Genomic DNA, 24,674 nt, shown 5'->3' with positions numbered 1-24,674 from the left:
AAAAGTGTATTCAATAAAATGACAATTCAGTTTCATTAAAACTGTCAACCCATGCTGATCCATGATAAATTAATAATTATTCATGGGATGATTTGCAAAGGATTGTAGTTAGTGTTTGATTGGAGACAACATCTAAAGGTTTTTGCCCTCATATCGCTGAGCACAGGGCTGCAAACTTCGTGTATGGTTGGACCTAACTTTCATTCACCTAATCCACCTAAAGTCAAAAAGTATACTGAAAAACCGCTACCGACAAAAACCGTAAGCACTCCTGGAGCAGGTGGCCAAGCCCAAGCTTTTATTACCAATAAAGATATTCCTTTATTGTGGTGGGAGCTTTATCATTCCCCGGAATTGAATCAACTTATTCGCATGGGGTTAACCAATAGCCCCAATTTAGCTGCGGCTTCTGCGGCTTTGCGTGAAGCCCAGGAAAATCTCAAAGTTCAAATTGGCAATTCAATGTGGCCGTCAATAGATGCGAGCCAGATGGTGCAGAGACAGCGTTATTCCGGCTTACAAATAGGTCTTCCATCCGATAGTGTAACGTTTAATCTCGTTTATACTTCATTTAATTTATCCTACACCTTGGATGTTTTTGGGGGAGCCCGGCGTCAAATTGAAGCATTAAAAGCCCAGGTTGATTATCAGCAATTTCAAGTAATTGCTGCTTATTTGACCTTGACTTCTAACATCGTTACTACATCAGTAGCAATTGCATCCTATCAAGCACAAATTGATGCGACTGTTGATTTAATTAAGGCAGAACAAGGGCTTCTTAATATTTTAAATAAACAATATCGATTAGGAGGCGTTTCCCAAGAGGAAGTACTGACCCAACAAACCTTGCTTGAGCAGACCAAAGCGACTTTACCGCCACTCCAAAAAAACTTATCTCAGGCCAAACACGCTTTAGCTACGCTTGTAGGTGTTTTTCCGGAAGCCCCTTTACCCATTATTAAATTGGATCGCTTAAAATTACCCAGAGAACTGCCTGTGAGCTTGCCTTCAAATCTTGTCCGCCAACGTCCTGATGTGCGTGCTTCTGAGGCCTTACTTCATCAAGCCTGCGCCCAAATTGGGGTAGCAACAGCCAATTTATTTCCGCAATTTACCATTACCGCTAATGAGGGATGGCTTAATACTTCCTTTGCAAACCTGTTCACTAAAAAACATGAGGTTTGGTCTTTAACCGGACAAGTGGTTCAGCCTTTGTTCCATGGTGGGGCTTTAATGGCACAGCGACGTGCTGCGATCGCGGCCTATCAACAGACTGCCGCCCAGTATAGACAAACTGTATTACAAGCTTTTCAAAGCGTGGCAGATGTTTTAAGAGGATTGGAAGTCGATGCACGTACATTGCAAGCACAAATAAAAGCCGAAAATGCAGCACGAGATGCTTTAAATCTTACGCTAAAACAATATCGCTTAGGTGGGGTAAGTTACATCAATTTATTAAACGCGCAACAGCAGTACCAACAGACGCGAATCAGTCGTATTCAAGCTCAAGCGGTGCGTTACAGCGATACGGCTGCATTATTCCAGGCCTTAGGTGGGGGCTGGTGGCATAAACCTTGGTGTGTCAAAGAGTGTCTATGATGAAAGAAATTTTTTTGAAAAAACAGATGATTATTATGTTAGTTTTCGTGAGTATCCTTTTCGGCCTGATTTTTGGTTGGAAGGCTTTTACTAACTATATGAGAAATCAATTTTTCCTCAAATCGCAGTCACCTGCAGTTACGGTATCCACAATGAAAGTTGAGCCTTCATTATGGCAACCTTCTTTAAAAGCGGTAGGGAGTATGCGTACACGCCTTGGTGTGAATGTGACTACAGAGCTTGCGGGTATGGTACAGACAATCTATTTCACGCCGGGGGCAACGGTTAAAAAGGGCGCTGTTTTGGTGCAATTAAATGCAGGGACCGAACTTGGATTATTGCATTCATTACAAGCTCAGGTCGAATTGGCAAAAATTACCTATAAACGTAATAAGGCGCAATTTGCTGTGCACGCAGTAAGTAAGCAAACGGTAGATGCTGATGAATGGAATCTCAAAAATTTACAAGCCCAAGTTGCTGAACAAGCTGCAACTACGGAAAAAAAGACAATCCGTGCCCCTTTTGCGGGACAATTAGGCATTAATAGAATTAATCCAGGGCAGTATCTTAATGTAGGGGATACAGTGACCACATTACAATCCTTAGATCCAATTTATGTTGATTTTTATTTACCCCAGCAAGATTTAGGTGCGTTAGAGCTTGGACAAACAGTAAAGCTCACCACTAATACGTTTCCTGACAAGTTTTTTCAAGGAAAAATCACTACCATTGAACCTATTGTCGATAGTGCTACTCGCAATGTGCTGGTAGAAGCGACTATCCCTAATCCTGATTTTCAACTGAAGTCAGGTATGTTTGCTCGAGTTGAAGTTGCTGCCGGAATGAAAAAAAGCTATCTGACTTTACCGCAATCAGCGATTAGCTTTAACCCTTATGGAGATATTGTATATCTGGTTAAAGAAAGCAAACAAAAAGACAGCAATAATAAACCAATTCTTATAGTCAAACAGGTTTTTGTAACCGTTGGCGATACACGAGGGGATCAAATTGCTATTTTAAAGGGACTGCACGCAGGAGATATTGTGGTTACCAGTGGTCAATTGAAGCTTAAAAATGGCAGCCGTGTTGTAATCAACAATGGAATACAACCAAGTAATGAGGCATTACCAAAGGTAGTAGAGCAATAGCGGTATACAGGATAGTAAGCATTTTGTAGTCGGGGTGAAGCGGAACTTGAGCAATGAGGAATTCATTCAATGGTTCACTTGAGGTAGACACAATATCACCCACTACGTAGCGCGCTTTATGCGCGGTATCGAAGGTGTACCGATGAATCAAAATTGTATCAAAAGCAAGATCTTCTGGATACCGCGCATAAAGTGCGGTAGGTAGGGTAAAAAAAATTTGTGAGAACTGCCCAGGACAGCGCAGTGCGTAGATTGGAAGTATTTGTGGAAATATCTTAAGGATTTGCTGTGTTACACCCACGCTCAGTATACGAGGAGTTTATGAAGTGAGTTGCTTCGGCTAAATTAATAATCTAAGGATTGTAAGAATGCGGTTTACGGATATCTTTATTAAAAGGCCTGTACTGGCTACAGTGATTAGCTTAATGCTTTTAGCAATGGGCTTACGCTCTATTAATTCTTTACCCATAATGCAATATCCGTTTACACAAAATGCCATAGTAACGGTTACTACGACTTATACTGGTGCAGATCCTGATGTTATTGCCGGTTTTATTACTACTCCTTTAGAGAATTCAATAGCTCAGGCTAGTGGTATTGATTATATGACGTCTATCAGTACTTCTAGCACAAGTACGATTACAGTAAATCTTCTCCTAAATTACGATCCTTTGAAAGCCTTGTCCGATATCACCACCAAAGTGAATGCAGTACTGAATCAGCTCCCTGCAAATTCCCAACAGCCAGTGATTACTGTTACGGTTGGACAAACGATTGATTCGATGTACATAGGATTTTATAGCGAAGAATTACCTATTAATAAAATTACTGATTATTTGATTCGGGTAGTACAGCCGAAACTGCAGGCAGTTAATGGAGTCCAAAAAGCAGAAATACTTGGAAATCAAACTTTTGCTTTACGCGCATGGCTCGATCCGGTGAAGTTGGCAGGATACGGTATTTCTGCAGCAGAAATCGGAACTGCTCTTGCCAATAATAATTTTATTTCAGCGGTGGGTCGTACCGATGGACAGATGTTTGTCCAAAATCTTACTGCAAGTACCGATCTAACTGACGTCAATCAATTTAAGAAGATGATTATTAAAGCGCAAAATGGAGCAATCATTCGTTTGGGCGATGTGGCTACTGTAGATCTAGGGGCACAAAATTATAATACTTCAGTCAGTTTTGATGGGCGAACAGCAGTTTATATCGGTATTGTTGTGGCGCCTTCGGCTAACCTTTTGACGGTAATTGATGATATAAAAAAAATATTTCCCACAATTCAGGAGCAGATGCCTCAAGGTTTGCAAGGAAAAATTGTATATGATGCCAGTTTATTTGTTAATTCTTCCATCCATGAAGTCATCCTTTCTTTATTAGAAGCATTTTTTATTGTAACAGTTGTTATTTTTATCTTTCTTGGATCGATTCGTTCTGTTGTTATTCCAATTATTGCTATTCCTTTATCTCTTATTGGAGCCTTTTGGGTTATGCTCATTTTGGGTTATTCAATTAACCTGTTAACTCTATTAGCTATGGTGCTTGCAATTGGTTTGGTAGTTGATGATGCGATTATTGTTGTAGAAAACGTGCAACGCCACATAGAGGAAGGAAAAACTCGATTTAAAGCGGCATTATTGGGGGCACGTGAATTGGCAAATCCAATTATTGCAATTACAGTCGTTTTAATTGCTGTTTATTTGCCTGTTGGTTTTATGGGTGGTTTGACTGGGGCTTTATTTACCGAATTTGCTTTTTCGCTTGCTGGTGCAGTAACTGTTTCGGCAGTAATTGCATTAACTTTATCACCGATGATGTGTTCCAAATTCCTTAAAATAGGGGAGGGGGATAGCAAGGGACGTTTTATGACTTATGTTGATAATTCGTTTGCAAAACTCGAGAAATCTTATGAGCGAATTTTGTCGGCAACCTTAAATCATTTGCCAGTTGTTATTGTTTTTGCTGTGATTATCCTTTTTAGTAACTATTTTCTTTTTATTACTACAGAATCGGAGTTGGCACCGCAAGAAGATCAAGGGATTATTATTGCCCAAGTTACAGCGCCGGCCAATTCATCATTGGCCCAAACGAAACTTTACGCCAATGAAGTGAATGAGATTTTTAAAAAATATCCTGAAACGGATCATATTTTTCAAGTTGATGGTGTTCAAGGATTAAATACATCCATAGTCGGCATGGTTTTAAAACCTTGGGATCAACGCCAACGAACATCGAATCAATTACAGCCTTTAGTTCAAGAAGAACTTAATAAGATTGCCGGGGCTAAAGTAGCTGCGTTTCAGTTACCTTCATTACCCGGAGGCGGGAGTGGGCTTCCTATTCAATTTGTGATTAATACGACAGAAACTTTTGATAAATTGAACGAGATTTTACAACGTATTTTAGAAAAGGCTTATGCTACAGGTATTTTTGCTTTTATTGATCCTGATCTCAAAATCGATAAAATTCAGACTAAGGTCAATTTAGATCGCGATAAAATATCCCAGTTTGGTTTAACTATGCAGGACATTGGCAATTTATTTGGGTCGGCATTGAGTGAGGGGTATATTAACTATTTTAATTTCGCGGGACGTTCCTATCAGGTTATTCCACAAGTAAAGAGGGAGACGCGTTTAAATACTGATCAAATATTGAATTATTATATGAGGACCGCTGCAGGAGATTCGATCCCTCTTTCTACAGTTGCTACATTGCAGCGACAAGTAGTTCCTCAATCTTTAAATCATTTTCAACAGCTCAATTCGGCAACAATTTCAGCAGTTGCTTTTCCTGGTGTGTCTATGGGGCAAGCTTTGGATACATTGGCTAATATTGCCAAAGAGATTTTGCCTCAAGGCTATTACATCGATTACGCGTCTCAATCAAGACAATTTATTCAAGAAGGCGCCAGTCTAATTATCACTTTTTTCTTTGCGTTAATTATTATCTTTTTGTCATTAGCTGCTTTGTTTGAAAGTTTCCGTGATCCACTTATTGTTTTGATTAGCGTGCCTATGTCGATTTGCGGCGCAATGATTTTTGTTAGTTTGGGTATTGGTAATGCTAATCTTAATATTTATAGTGAAGTTGGTTTGGTTACATTAATAGGCCTCATTAGTAAGCATGGTATTTTGATTGTGCAATTTGCCAATGACTTACAAGCGAACGGGCAAAAAAAGTTAGATGCGATTAAAGCTGCTGCTGCAATTCGCTTGCGCCCTATTTTAATGACCACAGCAGCTATGGTTTTAGGGGTTATACCATTAATCTTTGCTACAGGCGCTGGCGCTGAGAGTCGTTATAATATTGGTTTAGTGATCGCAATGGGTATTTCAATTGGTACTTTGTTTACTCTTTTTGTTGTTCCCGCAATGTATCTGTGGTTAGCAGAAGATCATTCAAAAAAAGCTGCAGCTGAACATTTAGAGGATGAAGAATCTTTAGGTTAGTTATTTATCGCCTGATGGAACAGTGGAACTCAGAATCGATGATGCACCAGATGTCGCTGCCCTCATCTTCCCGAACAAACTTAGGGAGTTGCTATAGGCATAGCGGGCGCTTCATACCTTTTAGTTTCTACTTCTTTAGAGGTGGTGGCAAACAGACCAAAACGTTTTGTAAGCTCCCCGAGTGGAGGGGGATTTTTTACCGCATCGTTGATTTCATTAAAAAGTTTTTGTCGGGATGGGGTGTACAAACCCAATGCTTCAAGCAGCGAAAAAAAGCACATTTTTAAGTAATCAAAACTTAAAGTATCGACTTGTTTATGTGCCAGAATAATTTGTGCATTTTTTGTAAAAAGAGGCTCTTCAAATTGTTTTCTTATCTTGTCTAAACGTTCTTGAATTTTCAATGTCTTATCGTTAGCAATTTTATCCAGTTTGTTAATAAGTTTTGATTTTTTATTTAAAGTTTGTTCATTTTCAAATAAGGAAGTTTTTTTGCTAAAATAAATTTTAAATTGAGCCAGAGCGACTTGTACTGCATCGAGATGATAATATGCAGCATAGTATTTTTTTTCAAATTTACTGATTTCTTTTTTCAACAGGTTTTTGATGTTTTGATCAATATCTTCCGCTGTTTTGGATTGAGTAATAATGTCATTTTTGAGTTTCAGTAAGTAAGCTTTAAGTTCGGTTCTGTATTCTTTGTCTGTATATTGTAAGCCTATGGGACGATTGCGCATTACTTTCTGATGTTTATCGAATGACTCAATAGTATATTTTTCAATAAAAGCCAGTTTCTCTTGTTCCTGGATTGGAACCAGGCCCTCTAGATAACCCAATTTTTCTTTTGCAGTGTCTAGCCGCATTTGATGGGTTGCTTTTACGCCCAGGTAGTAATGATGACTTGCAACAATTAACGCTTCGACTTCAGTAAAATGGGGATCATAGGCTTTAAGTCCAGAGTTACATAGTTTATCAAGTTTATGATCTTCAGGGTATTGGCTGGGGGCGATTTCGACTTTTTTATCTTGCTTAAGTTTTGCCAGTTTAGGTAATGCTTTTTTATAAGCGGCACATAACTCAATTTTAGCGTGCTCCAGAGGAACTCTTGGTCGGGTAGCAGTAGAAAGATCCAACAAGTCGACAGGCGTTGTCACTTCAAGATACCATTGGTATAGGTTTTCAATAGTTTTGAAACTTTTATCTATTTTTTTTAGATATCTTTTTGTACTGCCAACCTGTTTTCTAGTGAGTTCAATTCTTGTCTGCAGAGGTTCTTTATCACAAACTAACCGTATACGTGTCGCTGAATTCAAGTCCAGAGGATGTAATAATCCTTTAAAGAATTCATCTATGATTTGTCTTAATGGACCTGAGAATGTTCCTGGGACAAGTCCTAATCTGTTTTCCCAGCGATCCGCTTCAAGAAGCATTGGAGTAAATATTTTAGATCGCATCTTCTCGAGATTATCCATTATTCCATCATGAGAAGTGCTCGTAAATTCATTGAGTTTTGTTGTAAGCTCCTGATATAGGTAAATCATATTTGGTGTTTGCAGGAACAATTTAAAATAAGAATCAGAATTCTTAATCAGAGCCTCTATAATCAAGGTTGCTTTTTTGGCGCGCAGATGTAATTCATTCAACTCTTCAGTTGTTAGATAATTCGTATTTTTTAAAGCTCTAATGTGTTTGGGGCCAATATAAAAAGCATTAAGAACATACCAAAGTGGATTGTATTCTACTTTTGTGGATCCATAGGGAACCTGTTCGGGGCCAATCTGGTATGCATCAGAATGTTCCTGGAATGTTGCATAAAGATTTTGAGCCTTACCAATTAAATCACGCGCCATGAATCCCAAATGGGGATCGGTAGCCAAACGTTTGGCTGACTTAATAATTTCATTAAGATGTCCATAAGCTTGTAATAAATAGTAAACATAACGGCTTTTTGCACTTTGATTATTTAAATTTTCTAGTTCAAGGACTACCCCTTCTAAATGGAACATACTGTTAAATATGTCTTTTAAAGCACAAACTTGTCTGCTTTGAGTCAATCGCTGGTTGTTATCCTCCATCTCAGGGAATGGCGGTGTGGAGGGAGTTACGACAACATTTTTCAAACTGGTAACTATTTCTTTTATCGGAATTACCTCTATCACTTCAGGTTGTGATCTCTCTGAATAAGGAGTTAACTCTCTTTTCATTGCATCATTGAATAGTTTAGTCACCTCAAATAAGGATTGCCTAAACTCATGAATGCACTTGGAATAGTTTTTGTGCTGGATGACATAGTGTTCTCTACCCGTTTTGGGGGCTGGTTCTAGTACCGCTGAATTATTTTCAAGGGTAAATTTTTCTTGAGCTGAGTCATAAAACCGTTGCGCTCTTCGATTCCATTCATCTGTGATGCGCGAAAAGAATTCTTGGAAATGTCCATCTAAATCTAAGAACATTCGAACTGATGGGGCATCTTTTCTGTGCATTGTTCTGTTTGATAAGAGGGCAACCAAATATTTATCAAATTTCAAAGCATCCTCTTTCATTTCAGGGGGCACGGCACAAATGAAATAGGGTTGAAAAATACTATATAAATTGCGACATTGATCTTTTACTTTGGGATCGAGACGATCCAAAAGCAACATATTCCTATTAATCTGAGGTCGTGCTTGTATTTCCTTTCTGAGCAAGGTAATAAATTGAACATAAGCATTTTGCACAACCAGAAATTTATTATGCTTATTTCGATACCATTGATAGATCTCAAGAGTTTGATCTGCAGTTAATTGCTCAGGATTTCGCAGTAATTTATCGCCTTCTATTGTTTTAAAATGCAGTTTTGCATCTTTTTTGCGTTTAGCAGTCAGGGCTTGGGACTCTTTTTCGTCAAGAAATGTGTTTTTGGCAAAATTATAATATGCTTGGCTTTTATCTTCCCATTTGGCAAAAAAATCCTGGGCATGTTTGTCCAACTGCAAAAACAAAGATGCGGGTGGTGCTTCTAAAATTTCTATTGGTTTATTTTCAAGTAACGCAGCTAAATAGTTCTCAAAATTTTGAGCAGCATCTTTGAATTCAGGCGGTATTGCATATTTTAAATAGGGTTGAAAAACAGGAAATAAATTACGACATTCTTCTTTTGCTTTATCATCAAGGCTTGTTAGCAGCAAGTTATTTGCATAAAGCTGTGGTTTGTCTTCAATTTGTTTTTTTATTATCTGGGCAAAGCGATTATAGGACCCCAGAATTTTTTGAAACTCATTTTTACTCATCCACTCCAAATTGATGCGGTCGAGGAACTCTTGGATATTTTTATCCAATTCCTCAAAGAGTTCTATTGATGGGATGTTTGTGATCTGTTTTTTGCTAAATAAATCCGATAAATAGTGTTCCAAACTTTTCGTTGAATCTCTAAATTCAGATGAGGCAATTGAACTTAAGTAAGGTTGGAACTCCTTGAATAACTGATGGCACCTATTTTTGACTTTATCGTCAAGATTGTTTAGATCCAAACTCTTTTCATATAGAGCGGGTTTTGCTGCTATGTGTGTCTTTACTAACTGTATAAAACGCAAATAAGTATATTGAACCCATTGAAACTCTGTTTTTGTGAGTTTGGATTTTTTATCTTTATCTTGCTCAAGTTGCAGCGGAATTGATTCATCAAGAGTATACACATTCGTTTTTTCACTATACGGGAATAAAACTAGATTTGCCTTTTTATGAACTGAATCAATTAAGTCTTTATTTAAATTAATATGAAAAAGCTGGCTGTTCTCATCTTTAGTAATTAAATCAGTCAGTGCTTTTTCTTTTGCTAAAACGCAACTTGCGTGGTCTGCAGGAAGCTGCCTCCTTACGAAACGCACAGGTCTTCCTATAAAAGAGTACCAGTCTTCTTTTTCAGGCCCTGTCAATCTCGAGATAATAAGTTCATTTAAATCGATATCAAGTTGGGCCATATAAGGCTTGAGAAGCTTATAGTGTTTTGTTAGTTCTTTCTTTACTTCGGGGGGGAGTTGATACAAACGAAGGTTGTTATAACGTGTGTCCTTTAATAGTGCAAAAAATTGCGTGCATGCGATAGATGCTTTTTGAATCTTATATAATGTTTTATTGGCTTTATCGATCCTTTTATAGGTCATTTCCAACCTTAATTCGATAAATCGAGAGTCTTCTATCTCGAGTAGCTCTTCTCCTTTTGTCTTAAAATCAATTGCTTTTTTAGGTAAATAAAGTATTTTCTCATACAAGGATTTGATCTTTTCCATCAGAGGAACAGATAACGTCCCGGGCTTAAGCATGGCGTAATCTTCGATTTTATCGACTAAACCAAATAAAGTAGGTAACACCTCATACTTAAGTTGCGCTAATTTATCACGGATCAAATCCTGAGATGATTCACTGAGCTCTCCTATTTGTTCTAAAGAACTCATGGATAAAGTGATTATATTGCGAATTATATGAATGTAATTTAAAAATTTAAGTGAAACAAAAACGCTGTTTCCTTTTAAGTTTTCTATATCATTCAATAAATTAAGCGCGGCTTTTTGTAACTGATCCAGCTTTTCTTGATTAAGTTTGGGTTCAGACTCTTTAATTTGCGAAGAAAATTGTTCTATGTAATGGGTTAGTTTATCAATGTAGCTTGGTAAAACCGCACTGAATTGAGTAAGAAAATTATAATCTACATCCCCGCTAAGGGGGCGCAGCTGATCTACGGCGATTCCTGCTACTTCACCTACTTTATAGGCTAAAGGCATAGGTTCAAGTGCTTTTACTAGAGCTTTTTTCTCATGTGCATGTTTTTTTGCAAAAGATTGTATTTGGCTAAATAAAGGCAGAATAAGGGATAATTCCTCTTGAAACATCTCTCTGAGATCAATATCTAAATGAGTGAGCAGGTAACTTGCTTTATAAGCCAGGTCAATTGTTTTACCGTAGAGTAATTTGAGATCAGAACCGGTTCGTTTTATGTTTCTGACATCTATGTTTTCCAAATCTAAAAAGGTCAGGCGTGCATAGTAAAGCGCATTGATTAGCTTTTTAATTTGCGAAATATTATCAGGATCAAGAGAGTAATTAGAAAAAGGGGCCCATGATGTGTGGCCTTTTCTTGAGGTGGCTGACAGAATTCGTGCTTTAAAAGCATCCAGTATAAAAGGGAGGGTATGATTTCTTTTTGATGTAATCTCAAGAATCTCGGGCATAAAAGGCTCTAGGTCTTTAGGAGTAAAGCCTGCGTTTAAATTAATTTTGAGTTCTTCATTTTGGATTACAGCAGTGACCAATTTACCTGTGGGATCAAGAACCGTGTATTCAAGACCTGTTTTGACCCTACGTACATAAAAGGAGCCCTTTTCCAGTTTCCCGCCCTCAGTCATCAAGGCAATTTTATATGTAAATGGTGATGGAGCTTCAAACTCTTCTAAAATGGCATCTTTGATCGTCTTTTGGTCGGGCGTGATGACTGAGTAGGCTATTTTTCCCTTTTGTTCCCTTATGTATATCTTTCCGGGCTTTAATTCTGTTTCATCCGACATGAAGCAAAATTCATAACGAGGGAAATAAGGCACTATGCGAGGATTAACGTGCTTGCTGTATAGAATATCAAAAATTTTAGTGTCAATTCGTTCCAGTAATTTAGATATCTGGTTCTGCTTAAATGACTCTAATAATTTTATATATTCTTCAAATATCATTACAGATAGCCTAATGAAGTCATAAATTGTACGCTGTCAATATTCGCCGGCATTAAGAATATCACAGTTTGGCAATATTTTCGCCTGTTATTCTAGATAAATCAATGACTAATTTTTGTATATTTCGATCGCATTTTAAAAATCGAATTAAACTAAGAATGTATTTTTACTGACAATTCTAAAATAAATTCCGCAACCAATTCTGTCATACTGGGATAATCCGTATAAGCCTTGATCGGAATAGGTTGCGTCACTCGCTCTCCAGTTTTTTGAGACTCTTCTAACATGATTTTGACTTTTGCTCCTTCATGACAAACGAAATAAACATCAGATTCAGGTCTACGTAAAAACTGTGCTTGAAACGATTTAAAAACAAGGGAAATTTTAAGTCGCTTCTGTGACGCATGATAAAAGGCATGTAAACCTCCTGCCAAGTCAGCGCCAGCACATAGGGCACCGAAATACATGGAATGTAAATGATTGCGACTGCGTCTTTTTAAGGGCAGACAAACAATAATGTCAGTATCATTAAGCTGGAGCAGTCGCGGTCTTAAATAACCGAGCAAGGGTACTTTAAAATGACTAAATGTCCAGAGAAAAAATTTAAAACGAGTTAAGGTATTCATGAATTTTCCTTTTTTACCCATTGAAACACTTGATTATTGCTTGGTATATAAAGAGGACATGAGGGTATGAAAAATATGAGCCATAACAGAATCCTTGTAAAAAAACTGCATATTTGAATCCGATTAACTTTTTAAAAAGAATAACTTAATCTTTTATTGTAGTATAAAATTTGCAGTAAAAATATGTCTCCAATAATCTTTGCAAGGTAAATGTTTGCTAGGTGAAATAGATTGAATGTGATTTTTTATTTTTTTTGCGTATAATTATATAGTTTGTAGCCGCGAAATATAACCAAACTCAGTTGTTTAAACCAATTTATCGAATTTTATGCAAACTATCACCATACGTGGTGCAAGAACCCACAATCTTAAAAATCTCGACTTGGATTTGCCACGTGATCAATTAATTGTAATTACGGGGTTATCCGGTTCAGGTAAGTCTTCTTTAGCCTTTGATACTTTATATGCAGAAGGGCAGCGTCGCTATGTGGAGTCTTTATCCGCTTATGCGCGGCAATTTCTAGCAATGATGGAAAAACCTGACGTTGATTCGATAGAAGGTTTATCTCCGGCAATTTCTATCGAGCAAAAAGCGACCTCCCATAATCCTCGTTCTACAGTGGGTACTATTACCGAAATTTATGATTATTTACGTTTACTTTATGCACGTGTAGGAGAACCTCGTTGCCCGACACACCACGTTAGCCTGCATGCGCAAACGATTAGTCAGATGGTAGATCAGGTTTTAGCTTTGCCTACTGACAGTAAAGTGATGATTTTGGCTCCAGTGGTGCGTGAACGCAAAGGAGAGCAGGTCCAGTTATTGCAGCAATTGCAAGCTCAAGGTTATGTACGTGCGCGTATTGATGGTGTGCTTTATGAGTTAGATTCCCCTCCTAAGCTAGGTTTACGCACGAAACATACTATTGAAGTCGTTGTGGATCGTTTTAAAGTCAGACCTGATATTGCTCAGCGTTTAAGTGAGTCATTTGAAAATGCTTTAAATTTGGCAGAAGGTCTTGCAATAGTAGCCTCTATGGAGGATCAATTTGCTGATCTCGTTTTTTCTTCCAAATTTGCCTGTCCTGAATGTGGATACAGCCTCAGTGAGTTAGAACCCAGGCTTTTTTCTTTTAACAATCCTGTAGGAGCTTGCCCTTCTTGCGATGGATTGGGGGTTGATCAGTTTTTTGATCCTGAGCGGATCATCCATGACCAAACAGCAAGTTTGGCCGAAGGAGCCATCCGTGGATGGGATAAAAAAACCACTTATTATTTCTCGATGCTTGAGTCGCTTGCACAACATTACGGCTTTGATACCGATACTGCATTTTGCGATTTGCCCGAAGAAGTGCGGCAAATTGTTCTATACGGCAGTGGAGGTGACATTATAGATTTTCATTATCATCGGCCCAACGGTGGGTATATGGTAAAGCGACATGCATTCGAAGGAATTATTCCGAATATGCAGCGGCGTTATCGCGAGTCTGATTCGGGAATGATACGTGAAGAGCTTGCTAAATATTTATCATCTCGTCCTTGTCAGAGTTGTCATGGTACACGATTACGCGAAGCAGCACGGCATGTGTTTATAGATGATAAAAATTTACCTGAAGTTACTGCATATTCGATTGAAAAAGCTTATGTGTTTTTTAAAAATTTACGGATGACAGGATATAAGGGTGAAATTGCGGCGAAAATTAATAAAGAAATTGTTGAGCGATTAGGATTTTTGGTTAATGTAGGGTTGGATTACCTTTCATTAACTCGGAGTGCTGAAACTTTATCAGGCGGAGAAGCACAGCGTATTCGTTTAGCCAGTCAAATTGGTTCAGGCCTGGTTGGTGTCATGTATATCTTGGATGAACCCTCTATTGGACTGCATCAACGAGATAATGATCGGTTATTAAAAACATTGATGCATTTGCGGAATCTGGGAAATACGGTCATCGTAGTAGAGCATGATGAGGATGCGATTCGAAGTGCTGATTTTGTCCTGGATATAGGACCAGGGGCTGGGATACATGGTGGTGAAATTGTTGCTCACGGTACGCCACAAGAAATTATGCAATCACCTATTTCATTGACGGGGCAATATTTATCCGGGAAGCAATCCATAGCGATCCCTGACACTCGGTTACCTGTTAATACCGAAAAAATGATTCATTTGAAAGGAGTGGTTTGTAATAATTTACTTGATGTCGATGTCAGTATTCCTTTGGGCTTACTTACTTGCATTACGGGCGTTTCGGGGTCAGGCAAATCAAGTCTGATCAATGATACTTTATATCCAAGCGCCGCGAATCTGTTAAATAGGGCAAGTTTATATACTCCTGGTTCGGTCAAGGAGATTACTGGTTTAAGTTTATGCGATAAAGTAATTGATATTGATCAAAGCCCGATTGGCAGAACTCCTCGTTCCAATCCAGCTACATATACAGGTATCTTTACTCATATCCGAGAATTATTTGCAGCAACTCCTGAATCTAGAGCACGCGGTTATCAGCCAGGACGTTTTAGCTTTAATGTCCGTGGCGGACGTTGTGAAGCCTGCCAGGGAGATGGCCTTATTAAAGTTGAAATGCACTTTTTGCCTGATATTTATGTATCATGTGATGTATGCAAAGGAAAGCGTTACAATCGAGAAACTCTTGATATTCAATATAAAGGTAAAAATATTCACGAAGTTTTAGAAATGACTGTTGAAGATGCAAGTCATTTTTTTGCAGCAATTCCAGCATTAGCCAGAAAGTGTCAGACTTTGATGGATGTAGGTTTGTCTTATATTAAATTGGGACAAAGTGCGACTACTCTTTCAGGAGGTGAAGCTCAGAGAATTAAGTTGTCCCGTGAGTTATCAAAACGGGATACAGGAAGCACTTTATATATTCTTGATGAGCCTACAACAGGATTGCATTTTCATGATACCAAGCAGTTATTGGCAGTATTATTCCGTTTGCGATCGCAAGGGAATACGATTGTAATTATTGAACATAATTTGGATGTCATTAAAACGGCAGATTGGATTATTGATCTGGGACCTGAAGGCGGCAGCAAAGGGGGGCGTATTGTGGCAACAGGAACGCCAGAGCAAGTTGCTGAATGTGCGGCTTCTTATACGGGACAATTTTTGAAACCTATTTTGAATGTGCGATAATTTGCCCAGCTTAGAATTGACAGTTTTACTGTCTTGGTCAAAATAGTGCAATTTTACGTGCTTCGCTAATCACATATTTTATGTACGCTGCGTTTTGGTGTTCTAAAACTATTTTGGCTGAATCTAGTGAATTGTCGAGGCTCGTTCATAATATTGAATAGTTGTATGCGTAAAACAAGAACTCAATTATTGATCCAAGATATACATCATTTTGTGCTGCAAAATAGAAACAGGTTATCCAACATAAATAATAAGATGAAAATGGATACACCATCCAATTTTATTTTGACTCATCGTGCTCGCTCTTACGGTTTAGTTCAACACCCCTCAGAAATTCCCCTGTTTTTTTTATCATTTTCGATCTATAACTAAATTGTAGAAAATTTTACATAGGAAGAAAAATGAGTACTTTTTTTATTGCCCTTATCATTATTGTAGTACTTATATTTTTATGGGCTATTAGTATTTACAATACATTAATCCACTTAATTGAGGCGATTAATAACGACAAAAAACAAATAGATATCCAACTGGATCGACGCTTTAAGGTATTTGAATCTTTAATTGAAGCTGTAAAAAAATACATGGATTACGAGCAAACTACCTTAAAAGATGTCGTGGCTTTGCGTAATCAAGCTCAAGCAGCTAAAGCCGCAGGGGACGAAGAAGGGCGCATTGCTGCAGAAAACCAAATTTCACAGATTGCATCTGGACTTAATTTAGTATTTGAAAATTATCCTGATTTGAAAGCAAGTCAAAATGTCATGCAATTGCAGGAAGAAATCGTCAATACCGAAAATAAATTGGCCTATTCCAAGCAGGCTTATAACGATGGCATAGAACGTTATAACGCTAAAAAGAAATCATTCTTTGAATCCATGGTGGTATCTATGTTTGCTTCTACACTAGATAAAGAATTTGTTTACTGGGGACTTCCTGAAGAGCAGATTCAAGCAAAAGAAGACTATACCGTAAAATTTTGAGTTTAGAATATGAGTCTTCAAGACTATCATGGCGGTGTAGCGAATTGGCGCGCGCAAATACAGTTGAATCAACGCAAGACGTATGCGGTAATCGCTTTTTTTGTTGCAATTTTTTTTGCTGTGGGTTTTGTTGCTGATTTGTTTGTTTTGCAATCAGCTTACCCACAGGTTCCTTTACAGCAAATTTTTCTTGCGTTGATTCGTCTGCAGGTCACTCCCTATGCGACACTTCTTATGGTTGGTTTCGCTGTAGTATCATTGTTAATAACGTATGCATTTTACGATCGCATTATGTTATTAGGTACCGAATATCGTGAGATTACACCCAAAACAGCCAAAAATTTGCAGGAACAACAATTATATAATGTAGTCGAGGAAATGAAGGTTGCTGCTGGTTTGCAGTATATGCCCAAAGTTTTTATTATCGAAGCAGATTATATGAATGCGTTTGCAAGCGGGTATAGTGAAAAATCAGCAATGGTTGCAATTACCCGAGGTTTAATAGAAAAGTTGAATAGGGCAGAACTGCAAGCAGTAATGGCTCATGAATTAAGTCATATTCGTCACTATGATATTAAATTAACCCTAATGGTGGCGGTTTTGAGTAATATTCTTTTGATTGCAGTGGATATGTTGTTTTATTCAGCAGTATTTAAACGAGATGGAAGACGTGGAGACAATCGATTATTAATGGTTATTATAGTTCTTCGTTATGTCTTGCCTTTAATTACTATTTTGTTAACCTTATTCTTAAGTCGAACACGTGAATATATGGCTGATGCAGGCTGCGTAGAGTTAATGCGTGACAATGAACCTTTAGCTCGGGCATTACTCAAAATTAGCGACGATCATCAGCAATATGCGGAGCATTATTCAGAGGAATACGGTAATACGCCTCATGAGCAGGTCAGGCAGGCATCATATCTCTTTAATCCATCGGATATTGATCCTGTGAAATCTTTAAGTAATGCTTTTGCAACACATCCTTCGATTGAGCAACGTTTACGGGCTTTGGGATTTAAGCGTAAGTGAAAAACTCAAAAATAGAAATAATGTTTGTAGGATCTCTATGACTCTGTTCTTGTATAATCTTATATTTTAAGTTTATGATTATACCCCAAAAGTGACTACCTTCTCTGAAAAGGAATTTAGATGTGATGAAAATACAATCCTTAATTTTATCAGTTTTTTTGATATGCAATGGATTCTGCGTTAATGCAAATACGTTGTCAAAAGATGAAACAACAAATAACACAAAGATTTCGGAGTATCTGAAGAAAATAACGCCAGAATTTCTCTATGGGTATACCGATTTTAATTTTGATTCGACTTCAGGTGCAAATTTTAACCGGTATAACGGATATTCAAATCTTTATTCTGCGGGAGCTGACCACATTTCCTTAGGCCAGACCATGATGGCAGGTATTTATTATTTTAGAATTAATAGTGCGCTTAGTTCTGAGTTTTTATTAAACCCAGGATTTGTAACTACTTCTGACCAGACCATACATAACAATACAATTTTCGGCCATATATTTAAAGTGTTCACTCCTCAGATTTATGCTGATGTATCAGGAGGTTATGGGTACAATAAATTTAATACGGTAACCGAAATTGCGATGGCTCCAACTCCGTTAATCGCTCAAGCAACTAATAATAATGACAACTGGTTTATCGGCGTGAATGGAATTTATAGAAAAACTTGGAAACAGTTGCTCATGAGAGCTAATCTCGGGGTGCTGTACAGTGAAATTAATACTGGAAGATATAATTACTTTTTCCCATCTACTGCTACATTTCAAGTGATTGAGCCATTAACAAATAAAGCTACTTTAATTTTGGAAAATATTGAATTGGGTTATTTTGTTAAGCCTTCAGTAATGCCTTTTATTAGCGGCGGACTAATTCAAGTAGCACAATTTTCAAATAGTCGTCCACTTGTCGATCCCGCAAGCATAATAAATGGTTCTCTTCCTCAATTGAATATGGATAGAAGCGGATTTCGCGTAGGTGGGGGTATTGCCATAACTTATAAAAATGCAACCATTCGTGTTGAGGAAAAATATTATAATGCTGGTGGAGTTTTTCAGAGTTATCAAACTTTAGCTGCATTAGAATATAAATTTGCTTAAGTCCCGTTTAATACCATTAAGGCCTTGTGACTCAATCTAGCGAATTGTAAATGAGGCCCTGGGTTTGCCCACTTTCTGGTTTTGTTAAGGAAAGTATTTAAGGACAATATTTAGTGAAGAAGGATCGTTATTTCTCACCGAAATCATTAAAATCTAAAGGGACACAAGTCCTTCTAGGTCTTTTCTGGTCCGCTCTTATCTTTTTGGTTGATGTAATTCACATTCCTCTACTTAGTTCATTCATTACCCAGTTGGACTATCGAACTTATGATCAAGTCGTCCAATTAAACTGGCGTCCACATCAAACAATTCCTCGAATTGTTATCATTGATATTGATAATAAGTCAGTGGAGCAAGAAGGACGATGGCCTTGGCCCAGAAACAAAATTGCGACTTTAATTAATAAGTTAAAACAAAATGGTGTTGTGACCATAGGAACAGATATCGTTATGGCTGAGGCAGAAGTAAATTATGCAATAGGCCTCAAGAATGAAATACAGAAATTAATGCCTCAATTACCCTTAGAGCAAAAGCAGTTACCTGATTTGCTTGAGCAAATAGCCCCCAAAGTGGATAACGATCGTATTTTGGCTCAATCATTATTGGATCATAATGTGGTGTTGGGTTTTTTATTTCATAATGATAAAGAAATCAGGAAGGGGGTATTACCTTCACCTTTAACTAATCCAGAAAATAATTATTTATACAGAGATAATCTGCCTCTATATCAATTTTCCGGATATAACGGCTGTTTGCCATTATTTCTAGAAGCGTCGACACAAGCGGGAACAGTTACAAACGTGCCGGATTTGGACGGCACGATACGACATGGGCTTATGTTAGCAAGCTATGACAATAAACTATACGCTACATTGGCGCTTGCAACCGCTATGAATTATTTGATGGTAAAACATGTCACCCTTAAAATGCGCCATCATCAATTGTATGGAATTCAAATGGGTAATGTATTTATACCTACAAACGCGTATGGACAGATTCTTATTCCATTTTGGGGACAGATTGGCGCACATAATTATTATTCTGCGACAGATATCATCCAAGACAAAATTAATCCAGAGGAATTGCAAGGGGCAATTGCCATTATTGGGTCAACAATAATCCTTTTGGCTGATCTGCATCAATCTCCGGTTGCCCAATCGTACCCTGGCGTTGAGATGGTAGGAAATATGGTTCAAGGTATTGTCGGGCAGCAATTGGTATCAGAATATGATTGGAGAACTCCCAAAGCGCGAGTGTATTTAATATTAATCGGAGTATTTTTTACTTTTTTATTTTCTATTTTGAGTGTTTCCAGAATTTTGATCCTGGCCGTAATAAGTATTATCGGTATCTGGGCCTTATCTATTTATTTGTTTGTCTATGAAAGTTTATATCTTCCTATAGCACTGATTTTAACCTTAATCGTGCTTCAGACTATAACGAATTATGGCTATTTATTTATTATTGAAAGAAGACAGAAAAGAAAAATAAATCAGCTGTTTGGACATTATGTTCCAGAAGATTATGTTAAAGAGCTTATAGAATCTCCTCAGCAATACAGCATGGAAGGGCAAGAGCGAAATATGACGGTCCTATTTAGTGATATACGTAATTTTACAAGTCTTAGTGAGAACTTGGAAGCGTCTAATGTGAAGCGCTTGTTAAATGCTTTTTTCACGCCCATTACTGAAATAATTTTTAGCTTTAGAGGAACGATTGATAAATATGTAGGGGATATGATTGTTGCGTTTTGGGGAGCTCCTATGCTTGATGAAGAGCATGCCTCTCATGCGATTATGTGCTCGCTTACGATGGTAAAGCAATTGCCTGAAATCAATGAAAAAATGCAGGAAAAAGACTTACCTGCAGTTAGTTTTGGGATTGGCCTAGCAACAGGATTGATGAACGTTGGTGACATGGGTTCAGAATTTCGCCGTGCGTATACAGTCATTGGAGATACAGTGAATCTTGCATCGCGTTTACAAGATCTCACAAAATTTTACCAAGTCACTATTTTAGTGAGTGATAAAACACGTGCAGGACAAGATCAGTTTATCTGGAGAGCCATAGATAAAATTACTGTTAAGGGGCGAAAAAGTGGATTGACTATCTATCAGCCCCTCGGTAAGGTTAGTGATGTTTCTGAAGAAGTTTTAACTCAGTTGGAAGAGTACCATAGAGCTTTAGAAGATTATTATGCTCAGAATTGGTCGTCCGCAGAAAAAAAATTTGCTATGCTAAAAACCAAATTTCCAAATGTTTATTTATATCAGATGTATCTTGAGCGTGTTAAAGCATTTATGGAAACCCCCCCTCCTGAAAACTGGGATGGAATTTACATGCATCAGCATAAATGATCTTTCATTATTTATCGAAAGATTCTAATGGCTAAGGATTGTAACTACTTTGTAATGGAAAAAATTGTACAGGAATATATATGAAAAAAGTAATATTTACAGGATTATTGATGCTAGCAAGTCAGCTATTTGCTCAATCGGCTGCCACCGTTTTATTCACCCAGAAAAAAGTTGTAGCACGTCATAATGGTGCTGAGCGAGGGATTACTCGTGGCTCTAGTGTAGGAGTTGGGGATGAAGTGGTGACCGGTGATGGTGCCGCAGCGAATCTGCAATATACAAATGGCGCATTGGTTAGTATGGGAGAAAATTCGAACTACAAAATTTTGGCTTATGCTCCTAAGGAAGCGGTACAAATTAAGGCAGAGTTAAGTAAGGGTAAACTTGAAATAAAAACACCAGAAAAAATAAAAGAATCACTTAAAACTCCAATTTTATCGCTTGCAATACTTGGAACAAATGTTCGTGTCTATGTCGTTGGAAAAGCGACTTACATTCAAGTGATCGAGGGGCTTGTTTTGGCAAGGGGTGAATATCTTCGACCTGGTGCAAGTGTTCGGGTTACCGCAGATCGTATGATAAATGCTCCTTTCCCTAAAGAAGGTGAGGTTAAAACTGCAGCAGTTACAGCTGTTTCAGTAATCGAAACTGAAACTGGAAGTACTGCCAGTACTGGAAGTGGTAGCGGTGCTGATAGTGTATCATTTGTTTCTACCGTTGAAGTAATGAGTACATCAACTACTACTGCAACAGAAGCTGCTCAGGTTGCTGCTATAGCTGATATCTCATTAGTTTGTCAGACTCCTGCTACGCTTTAAGAAATTACTGACCCTGGGTGAAGCAAGTGCGTAACCCAGGAAATCTGATGAGATAAAGCAGCATATCCTTGCTGCTTGCCACTGTCCCTTGATCGTATCTGCCTAAATCCCGCGAACAAGTCGCGGGGGTGGGACATCGGAGTAGAGTTGGCTGGTTTTTCTGAGATGTGTATAAGATTCGCTTGCTTGCAACCAGATTACCCTTCTATAAGCAACACCTGTAATTAAATTTAGAGTTGTATTTTCACTTATCTTTTTAATCATTAGAATTATGATTATTCGCGAAACCCTACTCCTTTTTTTAATAAAATCATATTGATGAATGTGAGTAACGCTAACATAAGACAAATAATTCCCATGGCTAAACGGATATCGACCTCACTTTGGCCAATCATTGCTTGTCTCAGTGCATTAACCATATATAAAATGGGATTCAACCATGATACTTTTTGCCAAAACTCAGGAAGCATATTGATGCTGTAAAATACGCCACCTAAATACGTTAGTGGAGTGAGTATAAAGGTTGGGATAATCATAATATCATCGAAATTTCGAGCAACCATTGCATTCGTGAAACCTGCTAGAGAAAATACAGCAGAGACGAGCAACACAACCAATAGGGTCATTGGTAAGTGACTTAATTCAATGGTTAAGAAAAAACATGCAATAAGATAAACCAAAATAGCAACGATTAGCCCTCTAAAAACCCCGCCCAAAACATAGCCAAGTAGTAATAGGCTGTTATGCATTGGACTGACAAGCATTTCTTCTATACTTTTTTGGAAGCGGACACTGTAAAGCGAAGAAGATACGTTACCGTAAGAGTTAACAATGACTGACATCATAATCAATCCAGGAGCAATGAACATTGGATAGCTGACGCCTTGAATGGGGCCGATACGCGGTCCGATTAAACTACCGAAGATAAGAAAGTACAGCGTAGTTGTAATTACTGGAGGTAAAAAAACTTGGCTTGCAATGCGAAACATGCGTACAAGCTCGCGTCTTACCAAAGTGTATAATGCAATAACTTGTTGTTTAATGGCCATTTTTTATAAGATCCAAAAAGAGTTCTTCCAAACGATTGGTTTTATTTCGCATGCTGTGAATTTTTATTCCGTGCTGGCTAAACAAGGCAAATGCATCATTTAAATTCAAATTGTTATCGACACGGAGTTCTATAGTGGTGCTATCAATTAGAGTAGGTTTAAAGGGATGTAAATCGGGTAAAATATCGATACGATTTTCTGTGTTAAAGATAAAGGTTTGATGACGAAGTGTTTGTAGTAAAGCCTTCATCGAGGAATTTTTTATAATTTCTCCTTTATCAATGATGGCAATGTTTTTACATAACTGTTCTGCTTCTTCCAGATAGTGGGTGGTGAGAATAATGGTTGTTCCTTCTGCATTGGTTCGAGTGAGAAATTCCCACATACTGTGTCTGATTTCTATATCTACGCCAGCTGTAGGCTCATCAAGAATAAGCACCTTAGGTTGATGCACTAATGCCCTAGCGATCATGAGCCGGCGTTTCATTCCACCGGACAAGTGTCGTGCTATAGAATGCCTTTTCTCCCACAGACCTAATTGGTGCAGGAGTGAGTCAACTCGCGGTTGTGCATTTTTTCGTGAAATTCCATAATATCCTGCTTGATTTAGCAGGGTCTGGACGCAGTTTTCAAAAATATTAAGGTTGATTTCTTGAGGTACAAGGCCTAAACAGGATTTGGCTTTCTCTGGCTCTTTTTCCAAATCATAACCATGAATACTGATACTGCCTGATGTTTTATTGAGTAAAGTAGAAATTAAACCAATGGTTGTCGATTTTCCCGCACCATTCGCACCTAATAAAGCAAAAAAATCACCTGTATGTATGGTTAAATCAATGCCTTTTAATGCTTGTACACCATTAGCATAAGTTTTATATAATTGTTTAATGTCTAAGGCATGCATAGAAGCTTAAGTGAAAATAAAAAATATTATTATACACAATAATGACATTAATTCGCTCCGTTTAAATTGGAAAACTCACCTCGATTCAGCAAAAAATGAGAATGAGTTTTCATCCATCCGGTAATACTGTATCGAGGCTGATGCGTGATACACACTTCATGGGGTAATTCACTATTAAAGCAAATGAAACGATTTTCTAATGGCAAAACGTTTTCAATTAACTGATCTTGGGAATTATAAAGTTTTAATTCTCCTCCAAATTCAGCTTTCCAGTGCTTATTTAAATAATATACACAGGAAATTTTCCGTGTCTTTTGCATAGCGAATTGGTCGATATGTTTTTTGTAAAAAGTACCAGGTTGATATGCGGCGAAGTGCGTTTCAAATTCATGCAAACCCAAAAAAAGTGACTGATTTAATATTTGAGCTAACTGCTGTATTCGTTCTAAAAAGATTTGTATTGCCGGATGTGTTTCTTTTTCATCCAACCAAAAAATTTCATCAGTGCGAATGACTTCATTTTGATGCGATTCAAGTTTAAGGCCTATTTTAGCACCTCGAAACAATCCTTGTTCATACAATTCGCAGGCCATTGCCTGTAATGATTGGCATTGAGATGATTCAAGAAAACCATCAATAATATAGAATCCTTGGTTACAAAGCTCATGAATAAGTTGTTCCGAATCAATGGATCTCTTTCCAAACTCTACTGAGGGGGTAAATTGCTTCATCGATGCAGTGCTCGAGTTC

At 37.8% G+C, this 24,674-nt stretch carries 14 protein-coding genes; 9 read left to right on the top strand and 5 right to left on the bottom strand.

Going from position 1 to position 24,674, the window contains the following annotated elements:
* Positions 1-111: 111 nt before the first annotated feature.
* The 3 genes from A8O27_RS07585 to A8O27_RS07575 all read left to right on the top strand — a co-directional run bounded on the left by A8O27_RS07585 (position 112) and on the right by A8O27_RS07575 (position 6,199).
* On the top strand, positions 112-1,599 hold the full coding sequence (locus A8O27_RS07585; protein WP_058458763.1) for an efflux transporter outer membrane subunit: 1,488 nt from the start codon (positions 112-114) through the stop codon (positions 1,597-1,599).
* Positions 1,599-2,747 carry an efflux RND transporter periplasmic adaptor subunit gene (locus tag A8O27_RS07580; protein ID WP_058458814.1) on the top strand — a complete coding sequence of 383 codons (1,149 nt, stop codon included), beginning with the start codon at positions 1,599-1,601 and terminating at the stop codon, positions 2,745-2,747. Before A8O27_RS07585 ends, A8O27_RS07580 begins: the two co-directional genes overlap by 1 nt.
* 368 nt (positions 2,748-3,115) lie before the next feature.
* A complete protein-coding gene (locus A8O27_RS07575; protein ID WP_058458762.1) occupies positions 3,116-6,199 on the top strand; it encodes an efflux RND transporter permease subunit in 3,084 nt (1,027 codons plus the stop codon).
* A gap of 80 nt (positions 6,200-6,279) precedes the next feature.
* On the opposite strand, the gene A8O27_RS07570 is transcribed toward A8O27_RS07575, so the two are convergent.
* Together A8O27_RS07570 and A8O27_RS07565 are read right to left on the bottom strand one after the other, a co-directional pair.
* Positions 6,280-11,898 carry a hypothetical protein gene (locus tag A8O27_RS07570; protein ID WP_058458761.1) on the bottom strand — a complete coding sequence of 1,873 codons (5,619 nt, stop codon included), beginning with the start codon at positions 11,896-11,898 and terminating at the stop codon, positions 6,280-6,282.
* A gap of 152 nt (positions 11,899-12,050) precedes the next feature.
* On the bottom strand, positions 12,051-12,524 hold the full coding sequence (locus tag A8O27_RS07565) for a DUF4442 domain-containing protein (protein ID WP_058458760.1): 474 nt from the start codon (positions 12,522-12,524) through the stop codon (positions 12,051-12,053).
* A 328-nt stretch (positions 12,525-12,852) separates the two neighbouring features.
* On the opposite strand from A8O27_RS07565, the gene uvrA reads away from it, so the two are divergent.
* From uvrA to A8O27_RS07535, 6 genes are all read left to right on the top strand, one after another.
* Positions 12,853-15,681 carry an excinuclease ABC subunit UvrA gene (gene uvrA / locus A8O27_RS07560; protein ID WP_058458759.1) on the top strand — a complete coding sequence of 943 codons (2,829 nt, stop codon included), beginning with the start codon at positions 12,853-12,855 and terminating at the stop codon, positions 15,679-15,681.
* A 401-nt stretch (positions 15,682-16,082) separates the two neighbouring features.
* Positions 16,083-16,664 (top strand): LemA family protein, encoded by a 582-nt coding sequence (locus A8O27_RS07555; RefSeq protein ID WP_058458758.1) that lies wholly within the window; start codon positions 16,083-16,085, stop codon positions 16,662-16,664.
* A 9-nt stretch (positions 16,665-16,673) separates the two neighbouring features.
* Positions 16,674-17,696, top strand: a complete 1,023-nt coding sequence (htpX, locus tag A8O27_RS07550; RefSeq protein ID WP_058458757.1) for a zinc metalloprotease HtpX — start codon at positions 16,674-16,676, stop codon at positions 17,694-17,696.
* Positions 17,697-17,821: 125 nt separating this feature from the next.
* Entirely contained in the window at positions 17,822-18,796 is a 975-nt protein-coding gene (locus tag A8O27_RS07545; protein ID WP_058458756.1) for an autotransporter outer membrane beta-barrel domain-containing protein, read from the top strand.
* Positions 18,797-18,909: 113 nt separating this feature from the next.
* Positions 18,910-21,153 (top strand): CHASE2 domain-containing protein, encoded by a 2,244-nt coding sequence (locus A8O27_RS07540; protein ID WP_058458755.1) that lies wholly within the window; start codon positions 18,910-18,912, stop codon positions 21,151-21,153.
* Positions 21,154-21,233: 80 nt separating this feature from the next.
* Positions 21,234-21,971 (top strand): FecR domain-containing protein, encoded by a 738-nt coding sequence (locus A8O27_RS07535; protein ID WP_058458754.1) that lies wholly within the window; start codon positions 21,234-21,236, stop codon positions 21,969-21,971.
* A 275-nt stretch (positions 21,972-22,246) separates the two neighbouring features.
* Here A8O27_RS07535 and A8O27_RS07530 read toward each other — a convergent pair whose 3' ends face one another.
* Genes A8O27_RS07530 through A8O27_RS07520 form a run of 3 tightly spaced genes read right to left on the bottom strand, consistent with a single transcriptional unit; the run spans position 22,247 to position 24,655 of the window.
* On the bottom strand, positions 22,247-23,020 hold the full coding sequence (locus tag A8O27_RS07530) for an ABC transporter permease (RefSeq protein WP_058458753.1): 774 nt from the start codon (positions 23,018-23,020) through the stop codon (positions 22,247-22,249).
* Complete coding sequence (locus A8O27_RS07525) at positions 23,010-23,924, bottom strand: ABC transporter ATP-binding protein (protein ID WP_058458752.1); 915 nt, start codon at positions 23,922-23,924, stop codon at positions 23,010-23,012. Before A8O27_RS07525 ends, A8O27_RS07530 begins: the two co-directional genes overlap by 11 nt.
* Positions 23,925-23,971: 47 nt before the next feature.
* The gene (locus tag A8O27_RS07520) at positions 23,972-24,655 is read right to left on the bottom strand and encodes a 2OG-Fe(II) oxygenase (protein WP_058458813.1); all 684 of its coding nucleotides are present in this window, start codon (positions 24,653-24,655) and stop codon (positions 23,972-23,974) included.
* Between the last annotated feature and the right edge of the window lie 19 nt (positions 24,656-24,674).

It is taken from the genome of Legionella bozemanae, from assembly GCF_001648595.1.
Taxonomy (GTDB): Bacteria; Pseudomonadota; Gammaproteobacteria; order Legionellales; family Legionellaceae; genus Legionella; species Legionella bozemanae.
Note: the sequence above shows the minus strand (reverse complement) of the source record. Positions and strands in the feature narration are given on the sequence as shown.